This window comes from Bradyrhizobium sp. IC3123, assembly GCF_020193625.1.
GTDB lineage: Bacteria > Pseudomonadota > Alphaproteobacteria > Rhizobiales > Xanthobacteraceae > Bradyrhizobium > Bradyrhizobium yuanmingense.
The window spans coordinates 186,540-210,630 of record NZ_JADYVF010000008.1 but is presented as its reverse complement, the minus strand read 5'-3'; the positions used below and the strand labels follow the sequence as shown (position 1 = coordinate 210,630).

Sequence of the window (24,091 nt, the reverse complement as noted above, 5' to 3'; positions counted from 1 at the left end):
TTCAACGCGCCACCGCGGCGCGGCGCAGCCGGTCGTTGATCGCCTCGCCCAGACCATCTTCGGGAATCGGCATCACTGCAATCGCCCGCGGCGCTTTCGCATCGAGGCTGCGAAGATAGCCGAACAGATTGGCCGCGGCTTCATCGAGATCGGCGGTGGGCGACAAATTCATGACGGCCGAGGCGGCGTCAAGACCGGGCAGGCGCTCCGGGCCGAACGCCAGCAGCGCTTCGCCCGGCGCGACCTCACGTGCGTTGAGCCGCACAAGGGCGCGCGGCGCATAATGCGAGGCCAGCATGCCCGGGGCCAGTGGCTGGCTGTCGTCGCTGCCAGCCTCCACCGGCGGCCGCGCCAGCGGCGCGCCCAGCACAGCCTCGATCCGCTCGCGCGAGAGCCCACCGGGACGAAGCAGCATCGGCGCGTCGAAGCAGCCGACAATCGTGGATTCAACGCCGACCGTAACAGGCCCGCCGTCGATGATCAGGTCGATCCGCCCGGCAAGGTCGCTCTCGACATGCGCGGCCAGCGTCGGCGAGACGTGGCCGGAGATGTTGGCCGAGGGCGCCACCACGGCGCCGCCGAAGGCGCGCAGGATCGCCTGCGCGACGGGATGGGCGGGGATGCGGATCGCCACCGTGTCGAGGCCAGCGGTGGCGAGATCCGCCACCGTGCAGTCCTCGGCCTTCGGCACCACGAGCGTCAGCGGCCCCGGCCAGAACGCCTCCGCAAGCGCCAGCGCCCGCGCATCGAACCGCCCGATCCGCCGCGCGGCCTTGAGGTCCGCGACATGCGCGATCAGCGGATTGAACGCCGGCCGGCCCTTGGCGGCGTAGAGATGGGCGATCGCGACCGCATTGGCAGCATCCGCCCCGAGCCCGTAGACCGTCTCGGTCGGAAACGCGACCAGCCCGCCGGCCGCAAGTCGCCGGGCGGCGGCTTCCGCGCCGGCTTCGCCGGCCGGCAATATCAGCGTTTCGACACCCGTCTTCACAGGGATAAAATTCCTCATCTCGGCCGCTTGCAGTGCGTCAAGCCCGACGCTATAAGCCGCCTTCTTGTCGGAGTGTGGCTCAGCCCGGTAGAGCACTGCGTTCGGGACGCAGGGGTCGCAGGTTCGAATCCTGCCACTCCGACCAAGATTTCAACTACTTATAGTTTCCGGGGCGTCGTTCCGCAATGAAATGCGCAATGAAAAGCCTCTTGCCTCCGGGGATAACGCGCTCACGACCTCTTCCTCAAGCGTGGGTTGTGACATATCAGCTTCCGCAGGGAGGGCTGAGTGTCGAGTCCATTTCAGAGGATTGTTCTTTTAAATCGATTGGTTGCTCGGTCGATTTCAAAGGCTCCGAGCCACGCCAAAGTTCCGATCGTCTCCGGCAAGAGCATGTTCGACGCTCTCGAGGAGCGACGAAAAGCAGCGTGGGCTATTGAGTTTTTCGGAAAGTCAGAGACCGAGAGAGAGTCCGAAGAGACGGACGATGAGCGGAAAATCCGGTGCGCCGGATTGAACTTCATCTGGCTCCGAGATCTCAAGTCTCATACACGCGACGGTTTTCGATACTATCAGCTTCTGCTGGAATACGTTGATCAGCAAAAGACAACATTCTCCGTCGTCGACACGGCAAACTTGAACGGACGGGATATCTCCGGCCACGAAAATGAACGCGGGTGCGTGTCAGCCCATGTGGTCGTTCGCACCCCGGTCGTGGCCGTTGATAGCGGCGACTACCGATGTGTGATCGAAGTTGCACACTCAATAAACCGAAAATGATTGAGGATTTCCTGTGTCGGCAGCTTCGCCGATGGGCAACGCAGGACGAACTCTCATTTGACGTACCGGTGCCAGATCCGAAACGAGGAAATGTGCTCAAGCCCTACCGATTCAATCCCCGCCTGGAACTCCACGCCGATGTTGGACGGAACGTCGGGTTTGCCACTGGTCCAGGTGCTGAAATTTCCTATCTAATCTTTACCAAGAGCAAAGAAAAACAATCGATTGCCGGTAAAACCCATGTGATCAATGAGGAATTTGACGCCCAAGTTCAATTGAAGGTGTCCGCCAAGCAGGGACCAAACGACCCTAAAGCACGTTTCGAATGGATGAACGCCCTGCGAACCTACTACACACAGCGCGGGTACAAGATTAAGGTGTCATTCCGGCACGTAAACGGTGCGATGATCACCGGGTCGTTGCCGGATGCACTTGCCGGCGCTTCGGATCTGATGATCTGCACAAAAGATGTAATATCTCTCCAGGCAGCCAGAGAGTGGTACACGACAGTCAACCGCGATGTCGTGAAGCAGATGGAAGCCTTGCTGGACAAAGACTCGCTATGGAAAGGTCACGGATAGAGTATCTGGACGTGGAACAGGGCGGGACGCATTCGCGACTGCGCCTGCTTGCTCCTATCCGCTACCTTTCTATCCGTCATCCAGAGAAGCGCCGGTATGACGTGATCGTTCCATTATCCGTCGCACTGGTGGCATGGATCGTTTACGTAGGCGTCCAACCACGCGCCCCACTGTTCGGCGATGCTGGGTTATTGCGGTTTGCCAGAGACCTATTGATCATGGCTGTACCGTTTATGGTGGGGGCGCTGGCGGCAGTATCGATGGGCGCGCCAGGTAACAACATTGATCGAAGGCCAATGGGAGCTGAGCTTTGGCTGGACAATGACGCCCTGACTATGCGCCAATTCCTTTGCTTTCTGCTAGGTTATCTGAGCTTCTTGGGCCTTGTGACGCTATTCGCTGTCGTGGGCGCTGGCTTGATGAGGGACGCGGTTATCAGCTGGACAGCAAGTGCTCCGTTGGCTCGAACAGCGGTCTGGGCAATCGGTAGCTTGATCCTGTCTATGCTTTTATCGTTCTTGTCGGTGACTGTATTTTGGTCGCTCTATTTTCTGACAGACGTTGCTAACCGCAAGGGGAATTAGCGTCGTCCCCCAAACGCTTCGGCCGCCTCTTCCTGGAAATCTGGATGGTGATGGCCATAGTTGGCTTCCAGCTGCTCCACGGTCATCCCAAGCCAGCCAGCGGCTTCCCACATATCGACGCCAGCTTGCATGAGCCAAGTCGCGGCGGTGTGGCGCAAGGAGTGGCGAACCACATCATCGCCCAGTCCCGCATCCTCCAGAATTGCTTCCCAAGCCGACCTGATCTTGCCGGCAAGCGGCTGGCCATCGTGGATGCGGTTGACGATGAATCGTATCTGCTCGCCGTTCCTCATGACGCCCGCTGCTCTGAGTTCGGAGGAACGCTTCTCGTCGATCTTACGCCAGCGGACTAGGTGAGGGCGCAGCCGGCTGGCGATCTTCGCGGGCGGGCGTCGCTTCTTGGTCGACCGCTCCAAGGCTCCCTTGCCTTGGTACACCATCGCGTCCAGATTCATCCAAGGATGAGTCGTTGTCGATAGCCACTGTGTGCGGCGGATCGTCTCTTCGCGGCGCGCGCTGTAAATGCCGACCAACATGAAACGCGCCGCCGGATAGCGACGGCGGATGATCCACCGCTCACGTCTCAAAAGCTTGCCATCTTCACCACGCTTCCAGGTCTCTCGCTCATTGTCCCACACGTAACCAATCGCTGCTGCGAGTAAGCGAGCGGCTTCATTGCGTGTTAGCCACCGGTGACGCCCCTCCGCCTTTGGAGGCAGGGTGATCTTTGGGACCACGCTAAGTGTGTGTTCTGCGTGATAGACGTTGACCGCAGCCCGCAAATCCTCAAGTCGGCGTCGCGCGGTCTGATCTGAGACCGAGCTGTTGCGGGGCTTGATGCCTGCCTTTCTGTTGTTCTCGTTCGGCGTGCCAGTAGACCAGTCTACGAAATCACGACAGAGTTGGGCTTTGAGCTCGCTGACCGTCTTGTCGCCAAAGAAGGTGTTGAGGTCGAGCAAGCGAATGAGCAGCAGATCGTGTTGTGCCCACGCGCGTTGGTCGCTCTTATCCTTGGGGCGCTTTGCAATCTCGTAAGCAGTGAGAACATCAGCTATGGCGAGGGCGCCCGGGTCAGTGGCGCCGATTGTACTTGTATGTCGCCCGCCGATGTAGGTTTCGAGTGCCTTCGCAGCGCCATCAATGTCGTCGCGGCCGAAGCCTGTGCGGATCTGCCGGCCGCGGTCGAGGATGATCCAGGTCTCATCGTCGTCTCGGAACCAGAGTCGTGGTGGCTTGGCTTTGCGGCCCGGCATGACGGCTTGACCAGTTTGCGGATGGCGCGAGGTGTGGTCAAATCTTTGCCTGCCACTTTGGCAATTTCAAGAGTCCCAGTCGCTGCGGCCCTGCGCAACGATGATAAGGTCAATGGACCGTGCGGAAAAAATACGGTAACGGCCTCGATCAGCGTCATCACTTCGTCCTCCCCCCACTGTGCAGGATCGGGCCGGGCTTTGGCGCGAGCGAGTCTATCGATCTTACGCTTCGGCATATCTTGAACGCGGTACTTGTGAGTGCGCGAGGCCCTTCGGATCGGCCACCCGTCCAAGGTGTATGCGAAATCTGCTCTTCGAGAAGCGCGCCTCTCATTACATGCGGCAATTGGCGGTTCCCGAGTGCAAAACGGACAATTCGAGACTCTTAATCAGCGGGTCCCAGGTTCGAGCCCTGGTGCGCCCACCAAGCAAATCAAGCACTTACAGCAGTGCACGTCAGAACGGACCATTCGGTTTGACGTCCGGTTTGAGAAATCTGTTCATTGTCCGTACGCCGATGGCGGGATGGCTGCGCGTTACCGCAGCGGCTAGCTCGTTTCCGCGGCGGCGTGGAGCACTCTCTCACGCAGAAGCCTTGGCGACCGAGATCCCAATCCGTGGTTCCTACCCGTACACTTCGCTCAGCTTTTTGATCGCTGACTCCGCGAGTTCGAGCCGGCCACCCAGGTAGTGCGCGTCCAGAATCTCCTGCACGGTCTTCATCGAGTGGCCGGTGATCGAGGCGATCTCCGGCACCGAGCAGTTGGATAGCGCGAGGCGCGTAACAGCAGTGCCGCGCAAATCATGAAAGTGCAGGTCCTTCAAGGACGTTTTCTTAAAGGTCTTGTCCCAGCTCGTCCTGAAGCCGTCCTCCGTCCACGGCCGTCCGAACGAATTGACCAAAATGGTCACTGCAGAGCGCTTTTCCTTGAGCGCAGCATCAAGCGCCGCCTTTAGCGTCGGCCCCACCGGTATGGTTACACGGCGCCTGCCCTTGCTGCCGCGTCCCTTAGACTGACGCATCCGGATGTACGTGCCATCGTAGTCCTTCCAAGTTAGGCGCAGCAGGTCCCCTTGGCGCTGGCCCGTCCACAGTGCAAGCAGTAGAGCCGCCTGCAGCTCAACGGACGCAACGCTGCAGAAGGCCCGGATGTCCTCGGCGCTCCACACGATCTCCGATCGATCAGAGTCGTAAAGCCGCGCGCAAACGTTCACTGCGATCTTGCCGCGATCCTTCGCAACCGACAGAACACGCGCGATCGTTGTCCAAACGTAGTCCGCCTTGCGCGGCGTATCGGAGAATGAATCACGAAACTCTTTGAAGTCACCCCTCTTCGAGAGCGCCGATTGGCATCGATCCAAACTTGGCCTCGATGAGCTTGAGATATCCGTCGTAAGCGCGCTTACTCTTGTCGCCGAGATCTTTGTACTCGCTACAGTCCTTGAAGTAGTCGATGAGCGAGCTGAACGTCTCGGCAGTCTTCGTTGTGTACGACGACACTGCTTCGTTGTAGAGCCGCATAAACTCCGGTGTGCCGGGTTCCGCGTCAATGCGCGGGCCTCCTTTCCAAGCGTACCAGTAGGTCTTCGATGTACCGTCAGCGAGCTTTTTATGGACCAGTTGATCCCTTTCAGCCGCACTCGCATTCTGGGAAGCCTTCCATGCGTCGTATGGTGTTAGTTGAGCTTCAATCTTAGGCTGTAAACCAGATAGCCGGTCAAGGGCCGCGTCAATAGCTTTTCTATCCCATTTGCGTGGTTCCGGGAATCGGTCTAGGCATGATTCCGCGTCGAACCCATTCGGTGAACGCCGAAAGCGACTCGCAGCCAGCGTAAGCCGCAGCTTGTTTTTTTAGAGATGCCACGCGGCTCGGTCACCCTGTGCTCCACTGCTGTGAATGGCGCCGGATTGCGAGCAAACCCGAAAATGCGGCTGAACAAAGAGCGTCGGATCGGCTGTCGTATGTTCAGCCAGCCTGGCGTGGAAATCGGTCAGGGCATGATCACGGACTTGGAGTGGAACATGATGCGGCACGCGGCAAGAGCGAAGGCGCTCGAAATCTGGACAAGCTTCTAAATATTAAGAAGCACTGCTTTGCGGAGTTTTGTGCCTGCGTCTGATCAGCGCCGCGTGCGGGCGTTCTTGGTGTTGAGCTGCTTTGGTCTCGATCGCTTGTCCTGTGGTGCTGGCGCACAACGGTCTTTAAGTGTTACTAGCTTGGCGATCGCTCGAGCCAAAGCGTCAGGGGTATCGAAGCGAGCGATTCCACGGCGAACGCGAGCCCTCTCAGAAAAGTTTATGGTTCGTTTCGCTTTCCCGTCGGCCGACAGCAGCACGTAATCGAGCACTGACTCGTTATGCTCAGACAGCCTGATGGCGGCGATCCAGCCCTGAGGCAGGCGTGCCCTGCGCTTGATCGACCAATACGGCGCTCGATTTTGCCTTCCGCAGCAGAGGGCTGATCGAATTGAGATGTTGACCGATCCACGCACGCGCAAGTAATCGGTCCGGTTGCTAGAGATGATGCGACCACCAGCTTTCCTGATGGCCATGGCGATGTGAGAGCCGAGCTTGGCCTCTTGCTCTGCCCAGCGCGGGCGCGACTCGAGAAATGCATAGTTTCGCTTGGGAGTGTAGCCGATTAAGCGATACACGTTCATCATGCTGCCGAAGTGAGTTTGATAGGTGGAAGCGCAGGGAAGGCCGACCGTGCTGGCTATGATAGCAGAGCTCAGGCGCCCTTCCTTGAGCAGCGTTTTGCGTAGACGGGCAAGCATCTCCTCTTCAGTGATATCGACACGCCGTTCCTCAATGATCTTGTTTACTTTCAGGAAGACTTCGCGTTCGATGATCGGCTCGATACATCTCTCGCTGGTGATCCAAAGCTCGGGAGGATTGCAGGTGCAGGTCCGCCGCAGCTTGCGTGATCGGCGGTTGAAGGTCAGGTTTCCAATGTAGTTCTCGTTTCTAAGCACCATGTTAACCGCTGCGCGCGTCCACCGAACTCCCGTGCTCGTGAGTATGGCCCTCCGGTTTAGCTCCCGGGCGATAATCGCTTCCGACTTTATCTGCAGAAAGCGCTCGAAGATCCACTTGACCACGGCTACTTCCTCGGGAATGCCGGGGCGCACTCGGACGTGATCAGTCATGAGGTATTTTTGGTCACCGTTCTTCAGCACGCCTCGCGACCGCTGACTCTGATCGACAAGTTCTCGCAAGAGAGCATAACCAGGGCGACCTCCAAGCTTGAAGCCAAGTCGGGCGAACCGGCACTGCGCAGCGTGAACCTTCGCCGAAAGCTCACGACTGTACTCGGCCGCCATTACGCGCTTGATGTTTTTGATGATGCTGGAGAGCACGCTGCCGTCATTATCAAACTGCTCAGCACAATACACGATGTTGATGCCTGCCTGTTTGCACACGAATTCGTAATACGCGCTCTCATCGACGTCCTGAAAGCGGCCCCACCGGCTTACGTCATAGACCAGAATATGACCGAAATCGGCTGCTCCTGTTTGGACATCCTTGATGAGCTGTATAAGACCGGCCCTGTTCTTGATGAGCAGGCCGCTCTCTCCCTCATCGCGATAGGTTCGTACAATGGTCAGGCTATGGGCGTGCGCGTATGCTGCAATCACAGCAGCCTGATTCTGAATCGAGTATTGCTGCCGTTGTGTCGACATGCGGACATATTGTGCCGCTCTCATGCCGAGCTGCGATCGTACCGGATGAGCCTTATAGATCTCGAGCGCGTTGGCCATCATTCTCGCTCCCGAAAGTTACACCGGAGCAAATCAAACATCTATGCGACGCTTGCAGCAATAATTACATCAATTGAAGAAAATAGTCCCGCATCGCCGCCGGTATCGACGCAGTTGGGCGACCACCTCTCTTCGCAGCTCGCGTGCTAAGGAGCTCGTTCAAGGAGCATCTACAACGCCCAGCGGCGGAGGGCGCGATCCGGGAAAAGTATGTCTTCGGTGCGCCGTATAGTTAGCGCATTGGCGGTCTTATACTATGGCTGTATCAATCCTTCTCTGTAATCCGCAATAGATGGGAAGTGCATGTCTCGATCACTGCTCGGATAGGGTTTGAAAAAGCTGGTGCCAATGCCTGCTTTCTTCCAGCTCTGCTAGCAGATCACCGGCGGCTCCTCTGATCAGCCTCGTCTATTCTGGATGGCGCTTACGAGATAGACGCCTCACACCGCGCGTTGCAGGTGCGAGTGTTGGTATTATTCGGTCGCGCCAGCTCGGGTCCAAGCGTGGATCATCGAGGGCGCGACCAAGTAAGGCAACCATTTCGACTCACGCCTCACTACATTGAGACTGAGATTGAGGGCGCGCCTGGACGACAAACCATGGCATTGGTTTCTTAGCGGTGAGAAGCCCGAAACCAGACATTCCGTCGCGTCATCGCGATAGAGGCGGGCCGTCTGCTCAACCAAATGCCGATGATGTCGTCAGGCAAACGACTCTTCTTTTCGGCAGAGCCTCCCATGTTTTAACGCGCTGAATTCGAGTGCAGGAACCTGGCCTTTCGAGCAGCCTGCAGCCTCCTACCATGAGTGGCCGAATGGGAAAGACCCATTCCCACCGGAGCAGGTAATCGATGCTTGGAGCGCTTACCATCCAACGCGACTCTCGCTGATCCCGTCCAGGTACTTGCGCGATTGCACGATTAGCATGCCCGATCGTTCGATGAGCGAAGTGATGGCTTCATTTCGAGGCAGTCGTTTGCAAGGCTCGCCACACCGCACACGGTTACAGGTCCGAAAGGATCGAGCGCAACCTGAAATTACACCTGGTACTTCTGTTCGCCTTGCTGATGCCGTGAAGATCGCATTTCCTTTAGGGGAATGACGGTCGCGGGTTTGCGTCGCGAGCGCGATCGGAGTCAATTGATTATTCAGAAGATTGCCGGCAAAGATTTACAACGCTGGCTCATATAGAACGGATGAGAGAGCTATGCCGCGAAGAAGCAAGGGCGCCCGACTTCAGCTCAAGGCTGCCCGCCGAAACAAGAGCGGAAAGATCACTCACCAGCCAACCTGGATCATCAGAGACAACGGCCGGGATGTCAGCACAGGCTGCGCTGCAGATGAGATTGCGGCCGCGGAGGAAAAGCTAAGAGACTACATAAGCTCTAAACACACCCCGAAGCGACGAATTCGCCACATAGACGATATCGCTATTGCGGATGTCCTCTCGATTTATTTGGACGCGCAGCTGGACAAGCTTCGCGGTCGTTTCAAGGTCGATAGCGAGAGCGAAGATACGATTCCCGATATCCGCAAGTTCAAGAAGCGGATCGAACGGTTGAACGAGTGGTGGGGAGCAAAAATGCTGGGCGAGGTAAATGGGGAGGCATGTCGCTCGTACGCCAAGAAGCGCGGCAAAAGGGGAGGCGCGCGCAGAGACCTTGAAGACCTCCGCGCTGCCATTGGTCACCATGCAGGTGAAGGATATCATCGGGAAATCGTGAAGGTGTCGCTGCCTGAGAAGGGGCAACCCCGAGACAAGTGGCTGACGCGCAGCGATGCGGCCAAATTGGTTTGGACCTGCTGGCGCTATCGCGAAATGCAAAAAGGCTCTCGCCGACCGATGGAGGACGTGAAGGTCCCCACAAGCAAGCGTCCCCTTCGCCATCTTGCGCGGTTCATTTTGCTGGGCATCTACAGCGGAACCCGTGCGGGAGCTATCGCAGCCTCGTCTCCAATTCCGGCGATCGGTCGCTCCTATGTAGACCTGGAGCGCGGTCGCTACTACCGTCTGAAACAGGGCAGCGCCAAAACCAACAAGCGGCAACCGACGGTGCCCATCCCCTTTCGCTTGCTAGCTCATCTGCGGCGCTGGCATCGGATTAATCCAGAGGCGAAGCATTTCGTCGAGTACAACGGAAGGCCGATTACCTCGGTCAAAACGGCGTTCAAGAGTGCTGTGAGGCTTGCAGGGCTTGGTCCGGGCATCTCGCCTCACACTCTGCGACACACCGCGGCTACTTGGCTGATGCAGAGAGGGGCAGATCCTTGGCAGGCGGCAGGCTATCTCGGAATGTCGCTTGAGGTTCTGCTCAACACGTATGGCCATCACCATCCCGACTATTTGTCCGACGCCGTCGAGAAAATCGCCAAGCGCGAGCCCGCGGGCGAACGAAAAGCGGTCGTATCTGGTGCGGTTTCTGGTGCGGTGATTCCGATCAGACGAAACGGGGCCTGATAAGTTGCTGATTTTATTGGTGGGCCCGGCAGGACTCGAACCTGCAACCAGACCGTTATGAGCGGCCGGCTCTAACCATTGAGCTACAGGCCCCGCCGCGAGGCGGCCGCAGGTAGCGCGGCCGGCAACGGTGCGCGGTCCGTTTACAGGGCCTGAGGCGGGGGTGCAATGCTGGCGCTGGTGGATGGGGAACGCCGGCACGGCATCATTGATAAATTTCGAATAACCGAAATTGGCGATGATGCCTGTATAACCCTGTTTTGCCCGACGAAGCAAACCGCGTTTTCGCAGGTTTTTTTCGACGTGGGGCGGTAACCCATTGAAATCACTGGCCTCGTCTACTGTGCATGGGGTTGTTTTCGCAATTTGTTTGAGGGGGCCTGTTGGCCCCCTCGAACATGTGCGGCTGCGCTCGGCGGCACGGCCGCTGCCTAGTCCACCGAGACCCCGGCGAACTCGACCACCTTGCGCCACTTCGCGGTCTCGTCCGCGACCAGCTTGCCGAACTCGGCCGGCGTCATCGGCTTGGGGATGCCGCCAGTCTCGGCGAGCTTTGCCACCAGCTTCGGGTCCTTCAGCGCTTCGCCGACGGCTTTGTTGAGGATCTCGATCACCTCAGGCGGAGTGCCCTTCGGCGCGGAGATGCCGTAGAAGCCAACCGATTCGAAGCCCGGCACGGTCTCGGCGATCGCGGGCACGTCGGGCACGCTCGGCCAGCGCTGCGGCGAGGTCACGCCGAGCGCGCGGACGTTGCCGCCCTTCACCTGCTCCATCGCCGAGGGCAGATTGTCGAAGATCAGCTGCACCTTGTTGGAGATGATGTCGGGGAAGGCGACGGCCGAGCCGCGATAGGGCACGTGCAACATGTCGCACTTCGTCATCACCTTGAACAGCTCGGCCGACATGTGCACCGAGGTGCCGTTGCCGGAGGAGGCATAGGAGATCTTGCCGGGATTGGCCTTGCAGTAGTCGATGAACTCCTTGACCGACTTCGGCGGGAACGCGTTGGAGACGACCAGCATGTTGGTGAGCTGCATGATGCTGGCCACCGGCACGGTGTCGCGCAAAAAGTCGAACGACAGCTTCTTGTAGAGCGAGGTCGAGATCGCGTTGTTGGGCGCGACGAACAGCAGCGTGTAGCCGTCCGGCGGGGCGTTGATCGCAGCGGCAGCTGCGATGTTGCCGCCGGAGCCGGTGCGGTTCTCGACGATGAATTGCTGGCCGAGCCGCTCCGACAGCCACTGCGCCATGATCCGCGCCACGATGTCGACCGGGCCGCCGGGGGAAAAGCCGATCAGCCAGTGTACGGGACGATCGGGATAGGCTGCGGCGGCGGGAGGGGTGGCGCTGAAAAGACCCAACAGGACTGCGAGCCCGAAAACACCGTGACGCAAAATTCGCAACATGACACCTCCCATTGTTCTATTGTCGTTGCGCGGCATGCTTTCATAAAAACCGGCGGCTGCCTACATCGCCGCAAGTCGGTGTTGACGCAGGCCCGTCAGGGGCGACCATGAGATTCGCGATGATCCTTCTCGGTGCGGCGCTGCTCGCCAGCCCCGCCGCCGCCCAGACCGGAGGCACGGCCATTCCGACCGCGACGATCAGCTTGGGAACAGCGACGCCCGGCGGGGGCTTCCCGCTCTATGGCAACGCCTTCGCGGAGGTGATGAACGCGGCCGATCCGCATCTCACCATCGCCCCGCGCAACACCAAGGGCAGCAACGAGAATATCCCGCTCTTGGAGAAGGGCGAGCTCGATCTCGCACTGGTTGCGGGCGAGCCGGCCTACGAGGCTTTCGCCGGCATCGGCCGTGCGAAGGTAGCGCTGAAGATCCTCACCGCGATCTATTCCAACCCCGGCATGTTCGTGGTGCGCGCCGACAGCCCGTACACGACCATCCGCGATCTCGTCGGCCAGCCCGTCGCGTTCGGTGCCAGGGGCTCCGGCCTGCCGATCCAGGCGCGCTATGTGCTCGATGGTCTCGGCCTCAAGCAGGACGAGGAGTTCAAGGCTGTTTATCTCGACCGCGCCGGCGACGGCCCCGCGATGGTCGAGGACGGCCGCGTCGCCGCGCTCTGGGGCGCCGGCATCGGCTGGCCCGGCTTTGCCGCCGTCGCTTCGAGCGCGTCGGGCGCGCGCTTCATCGCGCCGAGTGCGGACGAGATCGCCCGCATCCGCGCCAAGCATGCGTTCCTGAAGCCGCTGTCCGTGCCGGCCGGCTCCTACCCGAAGCAGACCGAGCCGATCGCCTCGCTCGGTTCCTGGAGCTTCATCCTCACGCGCGAGGATCTGCCCGACGACATCGCCTACCGCCTCGCCAAGACGCTGCACGGCAATGAGGCGACGTTCTGCAAGAAGCTCGCCCAGGCCTGCGAGACCACCGCCGCGAACACGGTCGCGGCCGCGCCGAGGCCGGAGCTGATTCATCCGGGCGTGATGAAGTATTTTCGCGAGATCGGGGTGGTGAAGTAGCTCTCTTACTTCCCTTCTCCCCTTGTGGGAGAAGGTGGCGCGAAGCGCCGGATGAGGGGTTGTCTCCGCGCATTCAAATGAGACTTGGGCTCGCGGTGAGAACCCCTCACCCGGCTTCGCTTCGCGAATCCACCCTCTCCCACAAGGGGAGAGGGTACACCGTCATCGCGGCCTCATATTCGCCAATCTCACTTCTTCACCAGCGGGCAGGCCGGGTCCGGCGGGCCGAACGCCTTGTCGCCGGAAATAGTCGTGAGGATCTTGTAATAGTCCCACGGATATTTGCTCTCCTCCGGCGTCTTCACCTGCACCAGCCAGAGATCGTGCACCATCAGATTGTCTTCGCGAAGCTTGCCGTTGCGGGCGAAGAAATCCTCGATCGGCTTCTCGCGCATCTTGGCCGCCACTTTCAGCGGATCGTCGCTGCCGGTCTCCTGGATGGCGTTGAGATAGTGCATCACGCTGGAATAGACGCCGGCCTGCCACATCGACGGCATCCGGTTCATCTTGGCGAAATAGCGCTTCGACCATTCGCGCGTCTTGTCGTCCATGTCCCAGTAGAACGAGGTGGTCAGCAGCAGGCCTTGCGCCGCCTGCAGGCCGATGCCGTGGATGTCGGTGATCAGCGCGAGCAGCGCCGCCATCTGCTGGCCGCCCTTGAACACGCCGAACTCGGCGCCGGTCTTGATCTCGTTCATGTTGTTGGGGGGACCGGCGGCAATGCCGATGATCTTGGCCTTGGAGGCCTGCGCCTGCAGCACGAAGGAGGAGAGATCAGGTGTTGCCAGCGGCGGCCGCACCGAGCCCAGCACCTTGCCGCCATTGGCGGTGACGACGGCGGAAGCGTCGCGCTCCAGCGAATGGCCGAAGGCGTAATCGTCGGTGATGAAGAACCAGCTGTCGCCGCCGCGCTTGACCACCGCATCCGCAGTGCCGACCGCGAGCGCGCGGGTGTCGAACACCCATTGGATGGCATAAGCCGAGCAGAACTTGCCGTGGAAGTCCGCGGTGCCGGTGGAGTGGGTGATGAACAGCCGCTTCTTCTCGTTGGCGATGGTCTGCACCGCGAGCCCGACCGCCGAGACGGGCACGTCCACGATCAGATCGACCTGCTCGACGTCGAACCAGCGCCGCGCCAGCGAAGCGCCGATGTCGGCCTTGAGTTGGTGGTCGCCGATCACGACGCTGATCGGCTTGCCGAGCACCTTGCCGCCGAAATCGTCGATCGCCATTTGCGCCGCGGTCACCGAGCCCTGGCCGGTCGGCGCCGAGGCCGGGCCGTTCATGTCGGTGAGCACGCCGATCTTGACGACGTCGTCGGAAACCTGCGCCGACGCCGCGCCGGACAGCAGGGTCGCCAGCAAGGCGGCCGCGACCGGCACTCCAAATCTGATTGGGTTCACGCTCGTCCTCCCTGATCCGGCTCATTGGCCGGTGTTGCTTGTCCGGGTATGGCCCGGTCGAATTGGTTTCTTTTGCAACTATTGGGGGGCTGGCGTCAATGTCAGGCTGCGAAGCGGATCTGTCCTGCGGGGGAGGGATCGTAGCCGGTCAGCTCCTCCGCGCGCTGGCGCAGCCGCCGCTCGTTCAGGAAGCGAAGCAAGGCCTGCATCGCGGGGCGGAAATAGCTGCGCTGCCGCATCGCGAGGTCGAAATTCTCCCAGACCAGCGGCACGAAATCGAGACCGGCCGAGCGCGCCGCGGCGCGCGTCGCGATGCCGCAATCGGCCTGGCCGGCGCGAACCAGCTCGGCCAGATCCGGGCCGGTCAGCGCCGGCGTCTCGATCCGGCGCAAGTCCCGCATCGAGGCGCCGGCGCGCTTGAGCAGCACGTCGAGCAGCATCTGCGCGCCCGTGCCCTGTTGCCGCATCGCCATCCGGGCCCCGGCTGCGAGCACGTCGGTCAGGCTGTGCAGGTGCTTGGGATTGCCGTGCGGCAGCAGGAGACCCTCTTCGCGGCGCACGAACGCGATCAGCACCGCATCATGCAGGTCCGGCGTGGTCCGCAGCGCTTCGATGCTGGCATCGCTAGAGAAATTGTCGCCGGCGTCGAGCGCGTGGAAGTGCACCGCCGCAGCCATCACCTCATTGCGCTGCAAGCGCTCGAGCCCGCGCGCGCTGCCCTCGCTCATCGATCCGAGCCCGGAGCCGGACTCGCGCAGGCTCCAATCGAGCAGTTCGTCGTGGCTGCCGCCCACGACCGGCGGCGGCTCGGCGATCAACATGCCGGCCGGGCGCGCGAGGCCCGACAGGACCCAGAGGTCGAGCTCGTGCCGTGGGAACAGCCATTTCCCCGTCACCTTGCTGCAGGGGATCGCACCGGTGGTGACGAGCTCGTAAAGCTTGCGTTCGCCGAGCCGAAGGTAATCGGCGGCTTCGCTGGTGGTCAGGAATTCCATCCTGCATTCCTATGCAAATTCTTGCTTCTTTTTGACGTCCGACGCAGGTGGAATTCTGCATTTCAGATATTTGTCGCAGGGAACCATGCCCGATCATCTCGCTGCTTTGCAACACATCCGCACGCGCGATCTCTGCTTTGGTGAACGATCCTAAAGAGATCGCGCGCGGTGCGCCTCGATGAAGTTGCCGAAATTTCCCGGCCAGCAGCGCAAAAACGCGTCACGAGTGCGGCGCAATCGATCATCATCATGACGGCGTCATAACCTGAGGGAACCCGATCATGGGCCGCCTGTCCGTTGCACTTGCGCTTCTCTGCGGCCTTGCCGCAGGCGTTGCGGCGTCGGCCGCGGAGGACCGCAGCATCGTCCTCGCTTCGACGACGGCGACGCAGGAATCCGGACTGCTCGACTATCTGCTGTCGATCTTCCGCGACAAGACCGGCATCGACGTCACCGTGATCGCGCGGCGCGCCGACGAAGTGCTCGATGGGGCGCGGCGGGGTGAGGTCGACGTCGTGCTGATGCACGCGCGGCCTCAGGAGGAGAAGTTCGTCGCCGACGGCTTTGGCGTGAAGCGCTACGACGTGATGTACAGCGACTATGTGCTGATCGGGCCGAAGAGCGATCCCGCGGGCGTAAAGGGCAAGGACATCGCGACGGCGCTGAAGGCGATCGAAGCCAAAGGCGCGCCGTTCGTGACGCGTGGCGATCGGTCGGGCACTCATGCCGCGGAGCTCGCGCTTTGGATCGTTGCCGGCATCGACATCGCGAGCGCCAAGGGCGCCTGGTATCGCGAGGCCGGGCCCGGCATGGCCGCATCGCTCGGGGCCGCGCGCGCGGCCAATGCCTATGTGCTTGCGGATCGCGGCAGCTGGATCGCGTTCAGCGATCGCGGCGATCTCGACATCGTCGTCGAAGGCGACCGGCGGCTGCTCAACCAATATGGTGTGATGCTGGTGAACCCTGCGAAGTTCCCGAACGTGAAGAAGGACCTCGCGCAGACCTTCGTCGATTGGCTGACATCGCCGGAGGGGCAGACGGCGATTGCCGGCTACAAGGTGGACGGGCAGCAATTGTTCTTCCCCAATTCGGACAGGTCGGGCGGCTGAGGGTTGAGGCCGGGACCGCCGGCGGTTGCCAAACCGGACGATGCATGGTCCTCATGGCGCATGACCCAGCGCCTGCCGCCTTCGCTCACGCCGCTCGACACCGCGCTCGCCGCGCTGCTGCGGGGCGTTGATCCCGTCGCGCCGATGGACGTGCCGCTGGCGGACGCAATCGGCTGCATCGCGGCGGGTGCGCCGCTGCTTGCCGCCTATCCTTCCCGGGATGTTGCGGCCGTAGATGGTTGGGCGCTATCTGCCAACGATCTCGTCGGGGCGTCCGCTTACTCGCCTGTGCCGCTGGCAATGGCTCCTGCATGGGTCGAGGCGGGCGAGGCGCTGCCGGCGGGATGCGACTGCGTGCTCGATGCCGACGCCGTGGAGACGTCGGGGCCGCTTGCCCAGGTGCTCGCAGAGGGCGCGCCGGGGCAGGGTGTCAGGCGCGCAGGCAGCGACATCGCCGCGCGCAGGGCCGTGGGGGACGCCGGCCATCCCATCGCCGCGGCGGACCTATTGCTGGCACGCGTGGCGGGCGGGGACAAACTCGCCGTGAGGCGGCCGCGGCTGCGCATCGTCAATGTGCCGGGTGGGACGGTCGCGGCGCAGACGATTGCCGGGATCGCGCACACAGCGGGACTGGATGTGGAAACCCGTCCAGCGCGTGCGCGCGATGCAGCGTCGATTGCCGATGCGCTCGATGCGTCCTCCTGCGATGTCCTGCTGACCATCGGCGGCAGCGGCGTCGGCCGCCAGGACGCCGCCATCGCCGCCCTGGCCCGGCGCGGCGAGGTGATGGCGCACGGCCTTGCGCTGCAGCCGGGACGCACCGCTGCGGTCGGACGGCTGGGACGGGTTCCCGTCGTCGCCTTGCCCGGCTCGCCCGATTCCGCGCTTGCAGCTTGGCTTGCACTCGCGCTGCCGCTCGCGGACCGTTTGTCGGCGCGTCGGCCGCGTCGAAAAGTGTCGCTGCCGCTTGCGCGAAAGATCGCCTCCAGCGTCGGCATCACGGAGATCGCTTTGCTGGCTGAGGAACATCGTGCCTGGATGCCGCTTGCCGTGGGCGAATGGCCGCTTCAGGCCATCGCCCGTGCGGACGCATGGCTGCTCATTTCCGCCAGCGACGAGGGATTTGCGGCAGGTACGCCGATCGATGCGTATCTGATGCGGGCGTGATAAGGGTTCTGGCATGACGATGATCCCGAAATCACCGGACCGCAGCGCGCTCGAGCAGGAGCAGTTCCTCAAGATCCTGTCGCGCGAAGAGGCCTTGGCGCGCTTCGAGGCGGCCTTGTTCCCGCGCGCGCTTCGAACTGAAACGCGCAAGCTCGCAGCCGCGCTGGGCGCCGCCCTCGCCGAAGATATCACGGCAACGATCGACGTGCCGCCGTTCGACCGCTCCAATGTCGACGGCTTTGCCGTGCGCTCCGCCGACCTTGCGGCGGCCGGCGAGGGCGCGCCCGTGCGCCTCGCGCTGAATGGCGAGACCGTTCATTGCGGGACCGCGCCGACGCTGCAGGTGGCGGCCGGAACCGCAACGGCGATCGCCACCGGCGGTCCGTTGCCGCGCGGCGCCGATGCCGTGGTCATGGTCGAGCACACCCAGCCGGCCGGCCAGGATGCGATCGATGTCCGTCGCGCCGTGTCGCCGGGGCAATTCGTCTCGTATGCCGGGTCCGACATTGCGCGGGGCGAGGCGCTGCTGCGCGCCAGCACCATCATCGGCTCGCGCGAGATCGGCATGCTGGCAGCTTGCGGCATCGCCGAGGTGGGTGTCGCGCGCAGGCCGCGGGTTGCCGTGATCTCCACCGGCGATGAGCTGGTTCAGCCCGGCGAGGTGCTCGGGCCCGCCGAGATCTACGATACCAATGGCGCCATCGTCGCCGCCGCGGTCGACGAAAACGGTGGCGAGGCCGTCTTCCTCGGCGCTGTTCCGGACGACGAAGCCAGGCTCGAAGCCGCCATGCGCAACGCGCTTGCGGAAGCCGACATGCTGGTGCTCTCGGGCGGCACGTCGAAAGGCGCGGGCGATCTCTCTCATCGCATCATCAGCCGGCTCGGCGCACCCGGCATCATCGCGCATGGCGTCGCGCTCAAGCCCGGCAAGCCGTTGTGTCTTGCGGTGTGCGACGGCAAGCCTGTCGTGATCCTGCCGGGTTTTCCGACTTCGGCGATGTTCACCTTCCACGACATGATCGTGCCGGTGCTGCGCAGGATGGCCGGATTGCCGCCGCGCTCCGATGCCAAGGTGAACGCAACCGTGCCGGTACGCATCGCTTCCGAGCTCGGCCGCACCGAATTCGTCATGGTCTCGCTGGTTGAGGGCAGGGAGGGCCTCATCGCCTATCCCTCCGGCAAGGGGTCTGGTGCGATCACGTCCTTTGCTCAGGCAGACGGCTTTCTGCGCATCGATGCACTTGCCGACCAGATGCCGGCTGGCACCGAAACCGAGGTGACGCTGTTCACGCCGCATGTGCGCGTGCCGGATCTCGTGATCGTCGGCAGCCATTGCACCGGCCTTGATCTCGTCACGGCACAGCTGGCGCATGCCGGTCTCACCGTGCGCTCGATCGCGGTCGGCAGCCTCGGCGGGCTTGCAGCAGCCAAACGTGGCGAATGCGATCTCGCGCCGATCCACCTGTTCGACGACAGAAGCGAGACCTACAACACGCCCTATCTCGTCGAAGGTCTCGAGCTCGTGCCAGGCTGGCGGCGGATGCAGGGCATCGTCTTCCGAAAGGACGACAAACGTTTCCAAGGTCTTGGTGCAAAGGACGCCGTTGCGGCGGCGCTCGCTGATCCCGCCTGCATCATGGTCAACCGCAACCAGGGCGCCGGCACGCGCATCCTGATCGACCGGCTGCTCGGCGGCGCGCGTCCGGAAGGCTACTGGAACCAGCCGCGTTCGCACAACGCGGTGGCGGCGGCCGTCGCGCAGCACCGGGCCGATTGGGGCATGACCATTGCGCCGGTCGCCCATGCGGCCGGCCTCGATTTCATTCCGCTCGCCGAAGAGCATTATGACCTCGCGCTGGTGAGTGCGCGAAAGCAACGGCCGGCAGTGCAGGCTTTTCTCGACGCACTCGGCTCGAACGCAGTGCGCGCCGCACTCGAGGGCGCGGGTTTCCGGCCCGCGTAGATATCAGCCAGGTCTACGGCTGGGGCGCTTGGTCGCTGGCGCTGGCGGCTTGATCGGATTGCTCGCGCCTGCGCTCCCGTTCCTCCGCCTCGGCCAGCGCACGACGCGCGGCAGGCGACAGCGGCTTCGGGTCGGGCGGAACCTGCACGATATCAGGCTTGCTCAGCTGCCTCGTGCGATCGATCGTCTCGGAGAGATCGAAGACGAAATCGACGAATTCGAAGATCGTATTCAAGAGAGGGGCGGCCATGGCTTCGTCCGGGGAATGTCCAGACCTGTGGTCGCTCCCGCTCCAGGTCCGGTTCAAGACGTCATGAACTTGGCGGGGCGCCGCAGCGACCAAGGAACATGAGCCAGGTCATGACTGCATCGACGCCCCTCAATTTCCGCAAGATCGCTGCTCTCGTCGCGGCGGCCGGAACGCTGTTCTGGCTCTACACCTTCCATTACATCGCGAATGTCCCGCCCGGAGACGGCAGCGGCTTTCAATGGCTCGCGGTGTTTCCGCTGGGCATGGTCTTCGGGGCGTTCTTCCTGCCGGCCTGGGTGCTCGTTGCGATCGGCCGTTTGCCGCGCTTCACCACTGCCGTCGGCATTTGCGGCCTGATCGCCTTCGCGATCATCTGGGCGCAGCTCCTCAACGAGTTTCCGAAATCATAGAGTCGCTAGGATGCGTCATCCAGCGCCGCCAGCCGCTCGGCCTCGGCAATGTCCGCGACCGTGTTGGCATTGAAGAACGGATCGAGCGGCTCGTTCGGCCAGGTCACCGTTGCGAGCGGATAGCGCGCGGTCCAGCGGTCGATCTTGCGGAGGTCTTCGTCCACGAGCGCGTGGCGCAGCTCCTCGCGCAAGGCGACGCGCCACAGGCCGATCACCGGATGCGACTGCTCGCCTGATGCGGCGACCGCTAGCTGCGCGTTCTCGCTCGCGCGCGCCTCGTGCAGGCGCGCGACGAGATCGCGCGGCAGGAACGGGCAATCGCCGGCGGCGCTGAGCACCCATTCGATCTCCGGCCGGTTCGCCGCGGTCCAGTCGAGCGCCGCGAGGATGCCGGCGAGGGGACCCGGGAAGCCGGGCACGTCGTCGGCGACGACCTGCAAGCCGTACGCGGCAAAGCGGGCGGGATCGCCGTTGGCGTTGAGGATCAGTCCGCTGCACTGGGGCGCAAGGCGCGCGATCACGCGCTCCAGAATGGTGCGGCCGCCGATGGTCCGCATCGGCTTGTCGCCGCCGCCCATGCGCCGCGCGAGCCCGCCGGCGAGCAGCACGCCGAGAGTCGGCGGAACATGCGCCGCGGACAGGTCAGTCGTCACCGCCCTCACCCTTGCGCTTGTGCTTGACCGATTCCTCTTCGACATAAGCGAGGTTCTGGTCGTAGACGATACGCTCTTCGCCTGCGAGCGCGATGAAGCGTTTGCCGCGGGTGCGCCCGACCAGCGTCAGGCCGACCTGCCTTGCCAGATCGACACCCCAGGCGGTGAAGCCGGAGCGCGACACCAGGATCGGAATGCCCATGCGCACCGTCTTGATCACCATCTCCGAGGTGAGGCGCCCCGTGGTGTAGAGGATCTTGTCGGACGCGTCGACGCCGTGGCGGTACATCCAGCCCGCGATCTTGTCGACGGCGTTGTGGCGGCCGACATCCTCGGTGTAGCAGAGCGGGGTGCCTTCCTTGCACAGCACACAGCCGTGGATCGCGCCGGCCTCCAGATAAAGCGAGGGCATGGTGTTGATGGTCTGCGTCATCTGGTAGAGCCAGGAGGTGCGCAGCTCCGCCTTGGGCAGCGCGACGCTCTCGACCGCCTCCAAGAGGTCACCGAAGGCGGTGCCCTGCGCGCAGCCGGAGGTCTGCGTGCGCTTCTTCAGCTTGGCTTCGAAATTGGTGTGGTGTGAGGTGCGCACGACAACCACCTGGAGGTCGTCGTCGTATTCGACCTCGGTGACCACGTCGTTATATTTCAGCATGTTCTGGTTCAGCAGATAGCCGAGCGCCAGATATTCCGGGTAGTCGCCGATCGTCATCATGGTGACGATCTCCTGCGCGTTCAGATAGAGCGTCAGCGGCCGCTCCATCGGCACCTTGATTTCGACCCTGGCGCCGGTCTGGTCCGTACCGGTCACGCTCTGGGTCAGGCGCGGGTCATCCGGATTGGGGACGATCAGGGGCACCGGGGCTTTGTCGATCTTCATCATGGCGTCGAGGTTAGCATGACATTCGGATCAAGCCGATATAAGCATGGCGGGGAGAGAGCGAAATGCCACCTTGTCGTCATTGCGAGCGCAGCGAAGCAATCCAGGATCTTTCCGCAGCGGCAGTCTGGATTGCTTCGCTGCGCTCGCAATGAGGGGGGATGGTGGTTCCATCGGCGAGCGCTGGTTGCTGGAAAAGAGAGCTGGAATGAAAGTCATCGGCCTTGCAGGCTGGAGCGGTGCGGGCAAGACCACGCTGTTGACGCGGCTGATCCCGCATTTCAACGCGCAGGGCCTGCGCGTCTCCGTGATCAAGCATGCGCATCACCAGTTCGACGTCGACGTGCCCGGCAAGGATTCCTGGCGCCATCGCGAGGCCGGCGCGGCGGAGGTTCTGGTGGCCTCGTCGAAACGCTGGGCGCTGATGCATGAGCTGCGCGGGGCGGCGGAGCCGCGGCTGCCGGAGCTGCTCGACAAGCTCTCCGCGGTCGATCTCGTCGTGGTCGAGGGATTCAAGCGCGAGCCGCACCGCAAGATCGAGGTGCATCGTGCCGCCAACGGCAAGCCGCTGCTGTTTCCGGACGATCCCGGAATTGCCGGGATTGCGACCGACGTCGCGATTGACACGAGGCTGCCGACTGTCCATCTCGACGATATCGAAGGCGCGGCGGCATTGATGATACGGGCGGCGATGCCGGTCGAGGAAGCGGTAGCAAGAAGCGCAGCGACACGCTGACGAGGCACCATGGCGCAACTGTCGGACGATTGCTTTGCCTTCGGCGGCCCGATGATGTCGGTCGACGAAGCCGTCGGCCTCATCACGACGCGCGTCAACGCCATCGTCGATCTCGAGACGGTGGCGCTGGTCGATGCCGACGGGCGCGTGCTCGCGCGCGATCTGGCCGCGCCTTTGCCGCTGCCGCCGTTCACCAACTCCGCCGTCGACGGTTACGCGGTGCGCAATGCCGACCTTCCGGCAAGCGCAGAGCAGGCCTTCCCGCTCGACGGCCGCATCCAGGCCGGCGGCCCTGCGGAAGCGCCGATCAAGCCCGGCCACACCGCGCGCATCTTCACCGGCGCCCCGATGCCGCCGGATGCGGAGACGGTCTTCATGCAGGAGGACGTCCGCATCGATGCTTCAGGCAGGATCGTGCTGCCGCCGGGGCTGAAGCCCGGCGCAAATGTGCGGCCTGCAGGCGAGGACATTCCCCAAGGTCAGGTCGCGCTGCGCGCCGGCCAGCGCCTGCGGCCGCAGCACGTCGCCCTTGCCGCCGCGTTCGGCCTGACGAGGCTCGACGTCGTCAGGCGCATCCGTGTCGCCGTGTTCTCGACCGGCGACGAGCTCGCCTCGCCCGGCGAGCCGCGCGCCGCCTCGCAATTGTTCGATTCCAATCGCTTCATGCTGATGGCGATGCTGCGGCGGCTCGGCTGCGAGGTCAGCGATCTCGGCATTCTGCGCGATGAGCGAGCGTCGCTGGCGCGCGGCCTGAAGCAGGTCGCAGGCGACCATGACCTGATCCTCACCACCGGAGGCGTCTCGACCGGCGAGGAGGATCACGTCAAGGCGGCGGTGGAGAGCATCGGCTCGCTGGTGCTGTGGCGGATGGCGATCAAGCCCGGCCGTCCCGTGGCGATGGGCATCATCGACGGCACGCCGTTGATCGGACTGCCCGGAAATCCCGTCGCGAGCTTCGTGACATTCGTCCACGTGGTGCGCCCGACGGTGTTGGCGCTGGCGGGCGCCTTGCCGGAGCCGCTCTTGGCGATCCCGCTGCGCGCGGCGTTCACCTACAAGAAGAAGGCCGGCCGGCGTGAATATGTGCGCGCCTCGCTGCGGCGCGCGCAGGACGGCGGGCTCGAGGCGATCAAGTTCCCGCGCGAAGGGGCAGGGCTCCTATCCTCGCTGGTCGAGACCGATGGCCTCGTCGAACTCGGCGAGGACATTACGAATGTCGAGCCGGGGCAGGACGTGGGCTTCCTGCCCTACGCCAGCCTGATCTGATGCCTCCTAACGTTGACGCAGCCGCTCCGCCTCGCCATGGTGCGGCCATGACCAGGACGACACTCGATCTCACCGGGTTGAAATGCCCGTTGCCGGCCCTCAAGACGCGGAAGGCGCTCAAGCCGCTCAAGGCAGGGGACCAGCTCGAAGTTCACTGCACAGATCCGCTCTCGGTGATCGATATTCCCAATCTGATCCGCGAGACCGGCGACAAGGTCGAGATCACCGAGCGCAACGAGGCGCGCATCGTGTTCCTGGTCGAAAAGAGCGACGCCCCGTAGAAAGGGAAATGTTCACGGCGGCGGCCCTTGCCGCTCCCGCCGCGCCTCAAGCGACGTCGATAGGACTTCGCTATCGCAGCATGAGACGCCTTTATTG

24 protein-coding genes and 2 tRNA genes are annotated in these 24,091 nt (G+C 62.7%); 14 read left to right on the top strand and 12 right to left on the bottom strand.

What is annotated here, in order from left to right; translation table 11 throughout:
• Position 1: 1 nt before the first annotated feature.
• Positions 2–1,009, bottom strand: coding sequence for an L-threonylcarbamoyladenylate synthase (locus I6F20_RS25175; RefSeq protein WP_225128282.1), 1,008 nt, complete (start codon positions 1,007–1,009; stop codon positions 2–4).
• Positions 1,010–1,059: 50 nt separating this feature from the next.
• On the opposite strand from I6F20_RS25175, the gene I6F20_RS25170 reads away from it, so the two are divergent.
• From I6F20_RS25170 to I6F20_RS25155, 4 genes are all read left to right on the top strand, one after another.
• Positions 1,060–1,136: transfer RNA gene (locus I6F20_RS25170), tRNA-Pro, on the top strand.
• 143 nt (positions 1,137–1,279) lie between these two features.
• Positions 1,280–1,771 (top strand): hypothetical protein, encoded by a 492-nt coding sequence (locus I6F20_RS25165; RefSeq protein WP_225128279.1) that lies wholly within the window; start codon positions 1,280–1,282, stop codon positions 1,769–1,771.
• Positions 1,768–2,352, top strand: coding sequence for a hypothetical protein (locus I6F20_RS25160; protein WP_225128277.1), 585 nt, complete (start codon positions 1,768–1,770; stop codon positions 2,350–2,352). Before I6F20_RS25165 ends, I6F20_RS25160 begins: the two co-directional genes overlap by 4 nt.
• 11 nt (positions 2,353–2,363) lie before the next feature.
• Positions 2,364–2,936, top strand: a complete 573-nt coding sequence (locus I6F20_RS25155; protein ID WP_225128276.1) for a hypothetical protein — start codon at positions 2,364–2,366, stop codon at positions 2,934–2,936.
• Here the strand turns inward: I6F20_RS25155 and I6F20_RS25150 are convergent.
• The 4 genes from I6F20_RS25150 to I6F20_RS25135 form a co-directional block, all read right to left on the bottom strand.
• A complete protein-coding gene (locus I6F20_RS25150; protein ID WP_225128275.1) occupies positions 2,933–4,189 on the bottom strand; it encodes a tyrosine-type recombinase/integrase in 1,257 nt (418 codons plus the stop codon). The genes I6F20_RS25155 and I6F20_RS25150 overlap by 4 nt on opposite strands.
• 624 nt (positions 4,190–4,813) lie before the next feature.
• A complete protein-coding gene (locus I6F20_RS25145) occupies positions 4,814–5,551 on the bottom strand; it encodes a tyrosine-type recombinase/integrase (protein WP_225128274.1) in 738 nt (245 codons plus the stop codon).
• Positions 5,514–5,711 (bottom strand): hypothetical protein, encoded by a 198-nt coding sequence (locus tag I6F20_RS25140; RefSeq protein WP_225128273.1) that lies wholly within the window; start codon positions 5,709–5,711, stop codon positions 5,514–5,516. The genes I6F20_RS25145 and I6F20_RS25140 overlap by 38 nt, the downstream gene beginning before the upstream one ends.
• 599 nt (positions 5,712–6,310) lie before the next feature.
• Positions 6,311–7,954 (bottom strand): recombinase family protein, encoded by a 1,644-nt coding sequence (locus I6F20_RS25135; protein WP_225128272.1) that lies wholly within the window; start codon positions 7,952–7,954, stop codon positions 6,311–6,313.
• A 1,203-nt stretch (positions 7,955–9,157) separates the two neighbouring features.
• On the opposite strand from I6F20_RS25135, the gene I6F20_RS25130 reads away from it, so the two are divergent.
• A complete protein-coding gene (locus tag I6F20_RS25130) occupies positions 9,158–10,408 on the top strand; it encodes a tyrosine-type recombinase/integrase (protein WP_225128271.1) in 1,251 nt (416 codons plus the stop codon).
• 17 nt (positions 10,409–10,425) lie between these two features.
• On the opposite strand, the gene I6F20_RS25125 is transcribed toward I6F20_RS25130, so the two are convergent.
• Positions 10,426–10,501 (bottom strand) — tRNA-Ile (locus I6F20_RS25125).
• Positions 10,502–10,576: 75 nt separating this feature from the next.
• On the opposite strand from I6F20_RS25125, the gene I6F20_RS25120 reads away from it, so the two are divergent.
• Positions 10,577–10,723, top strand: coding sequence for a hypothetical protein (locus I6F20_RS25120; RefSeq protein ID WP_225128270.1), 147 nt, complete (start codon positions 10,577–10,579; stop codon positions 10,721–10,723).
• Between the two features lie 116 nt (positions 10,724–10,839).
• Here I6F20_RS25120 and I6F20_RS25115 read toward each other — a convergent pair whose 3' ends face one another.
• Entirely contained in the window at positions 10,840–11,814 is a 975-nt protein-coding gene (locus I6F20_RS25115) for a Bug family tripartite tricarboxylate transporter substrate binding protein (protein ID WP_225128269.1), read from the bottom strand.
• Positions 11,815–11,921: 107 nt separating this feature from the next.
• Between I6F20_RS25115 and I6F20_RS25110 the strand changes: the two genes are divergently transcribed.
• A complete protein-coding gene (locus tag I6F20_RS25110; protein WP_225128267.1) occupies positions 11,922–12,884 on the top strand; it encodes a TAXI family TRAP transporter solute-binding subunit in 963 nt (320 codons plus the stop codon).
• Between the two features lie 188 nt (positions 12,885–13,072).
• On the opposite strand, the gene I6F20_RS25105 is transcribed toward I6F20_RS25110, so the two are convergent.
• Positions 13,073–14,287: an ABC transporter substrate-binding protein gene (locus I6F20_RS25105; RefSeq protein WP_225128265.1), complete on the bottom strand. Its 1,215-nt coding sequence runs from the start codon at positions 14,285–14,287 to the stop codon at positions 13,073–13,075.
• A 101-nt stretch (positions 14,288–14,388) separates the two neighbouring features.
• The gene (locus I6F20_RS25100) at positions 14,389–15,282 is read right to left on the bottom strand and encodes a substrate-binding domain-containing protein (protein ID WP_036011436.1); all 894 of its coding nucleotides are present in this window, start codon (positions 15,280–15,282) and stop codon (positions 14,389–14,391) included.
• Positions 15,283–15,563: 281 nt separating this feature from the next.
• On the opposite strand from I6F20_RS25100, the gene I6F20_RS25095 reads away from it, so the two are divergent.
• The 3 genes from I6F20_RS25095 to I6F20_RS25085 are packed head-to-tail and all read left to right on the top strand — an operon-like array spanning position 15,564 to position 19,521.
• Positions 15,564–16,391, top strand: a complete 828-nt coding sequence (locus I6F20_RS25095) for an ABC transporter substrate-binding protein (RefSeq protein ID WP_225128263.1) — start codon at positions 15,564–15,566, stop codon at positions 16,389–16,391.
• Positions 16,392–16,451: 60 nt separating this feature from the next.
• Complete coding sequence (locus tag I6F20_RS25090) at positions 16,452–17,558, top strand: molybdopterin-binding protein (protein WP_225128262.1); 1,107 nt, start codon at positions 16,452–16,454, stop codon at positions 17,556–17,558.
• A 13-nt stretch (positions 17,559–17,571) separates the two neighbouring features.
• On the top strand, positions 17,572–19,521 hold the full coding sequence (locus tag I6F20_RS25085; protein ID WP_225128261.1) for a molybdopterin biosynthesis protein: 1,950 nt from the start codon (positions 17,572–17,574) through the stop codon (positions 19,519–19,521).
• 13 nt (positions 19,522–19,534) lie between these two features.
• On the opposite strand, the gene I6F20_RS25080 is transcribed toward I6F20_RS25085, so the two are convergent.
• The gene (locus I6F20_RS25080; RefSeq protein ID WP_057026158.1) at positions 19,535–19,771 is read right to left on the bottom strand and encodes a hypothetical protein; all 237 of its coding nucleotides are present in this window, start codon (positions 19,769–19,771) and stop codon (positions 19,535–19,537) included.
• A gap of 110 nt (positions 19,772–19,881) precedes the next feature.
• Here I6F20_RS25080 and I6F20_RS25075 point away from each other — a divergent pair, with 110 nt between their 5' ends.
• Positions 19,882–20,181, top strand: a complete 300-nt coding sequence (locus I6F20_RS25075) for a hypothetical protein (protein WP_109145958.1) — start codon at positions 19,882–19,884, stop codon at positions 20,179–20,181.
• A 5-nt stretch (positions 20,182–20,186) separates the two neighbouring features.
• On the opposite strand, the gene mobA is transcribed toward I6F20_RS25075, so the two are convergent.
• Positions 20,187–20,843 (bottom strand): molybdenum cofactor guanylyltransferase MobA, encoded by a 657-nt coding sequence (mobA, locus tag I6F20_RS25070; protein WP_225128260.1) that lies wholly within the window; start codon positions 20,841–20,843, stop codon positions 20,187–20,189.
• Positions 20,824–21,714 (bottom strand): formate dehydrogenase accessory sulfurtransferase FdhD, encoded by an 891-nt coding sequence (gene fdhD / locus I6F20_RS25065; protein ID WP_225128258.1) that lies wholly within the window; start codon positions 21,712–21,714, stop codon positions 20,824–20,826. Before fdhD ends, mobA begins: the two co-directional genes overlap by 20 nt.
• A gap of 205 nt (positions 21,715–21,919) precedes the next feature.
• Between fdhD and mobB the strand changes: the two genes are divergently transcribed.
• Genes mobB through I6F20_RS25050 form a run of 3 tightly spaced genes read left to right on the top strand, consistent with a single transcriptional unit; the run spans position 21,920 to position 23,994 of the window.
• Positions 21,920–22,447, top strand: coding sequence for a molybdopterin-guanine dinucleotide biosynthesis protein B (mobB, locus tag I6F20_RS25060; RefSeq protein WP_036026615.1), 528 nt, complete (start codon positions 21,920–21,922; stop codon positions 22,445–22,447).
• A gap of 9 nt (positions 22,448–22,456) precedes the next feature.
• Positions 22,457–23,713, top strand: coding sequence for a molybdopterin molybdotransferase MoeA (locus tag I6F20_RS25055; RefSeq protein WP_225128256.1), 1,257 nt, complete (start codon positions 22,457–22,459; stop codon positions 23,711–23,713).
• Positions 23,714–23,760: 47 nt separating this feature from the next.
• Positions 23,761–23,994, top strand: a complete 234-nt coding sequence (locus I6F20_RS25050; protein WP_036011410.1) for a sulfurtransferase TusA family protein — start codon at positions 23,761–23,763, stop codon at positions 23,992–23,994.
• The last annotated feature ends 97 nt before the right edge of the window (positions 23,995–24,091 follow it).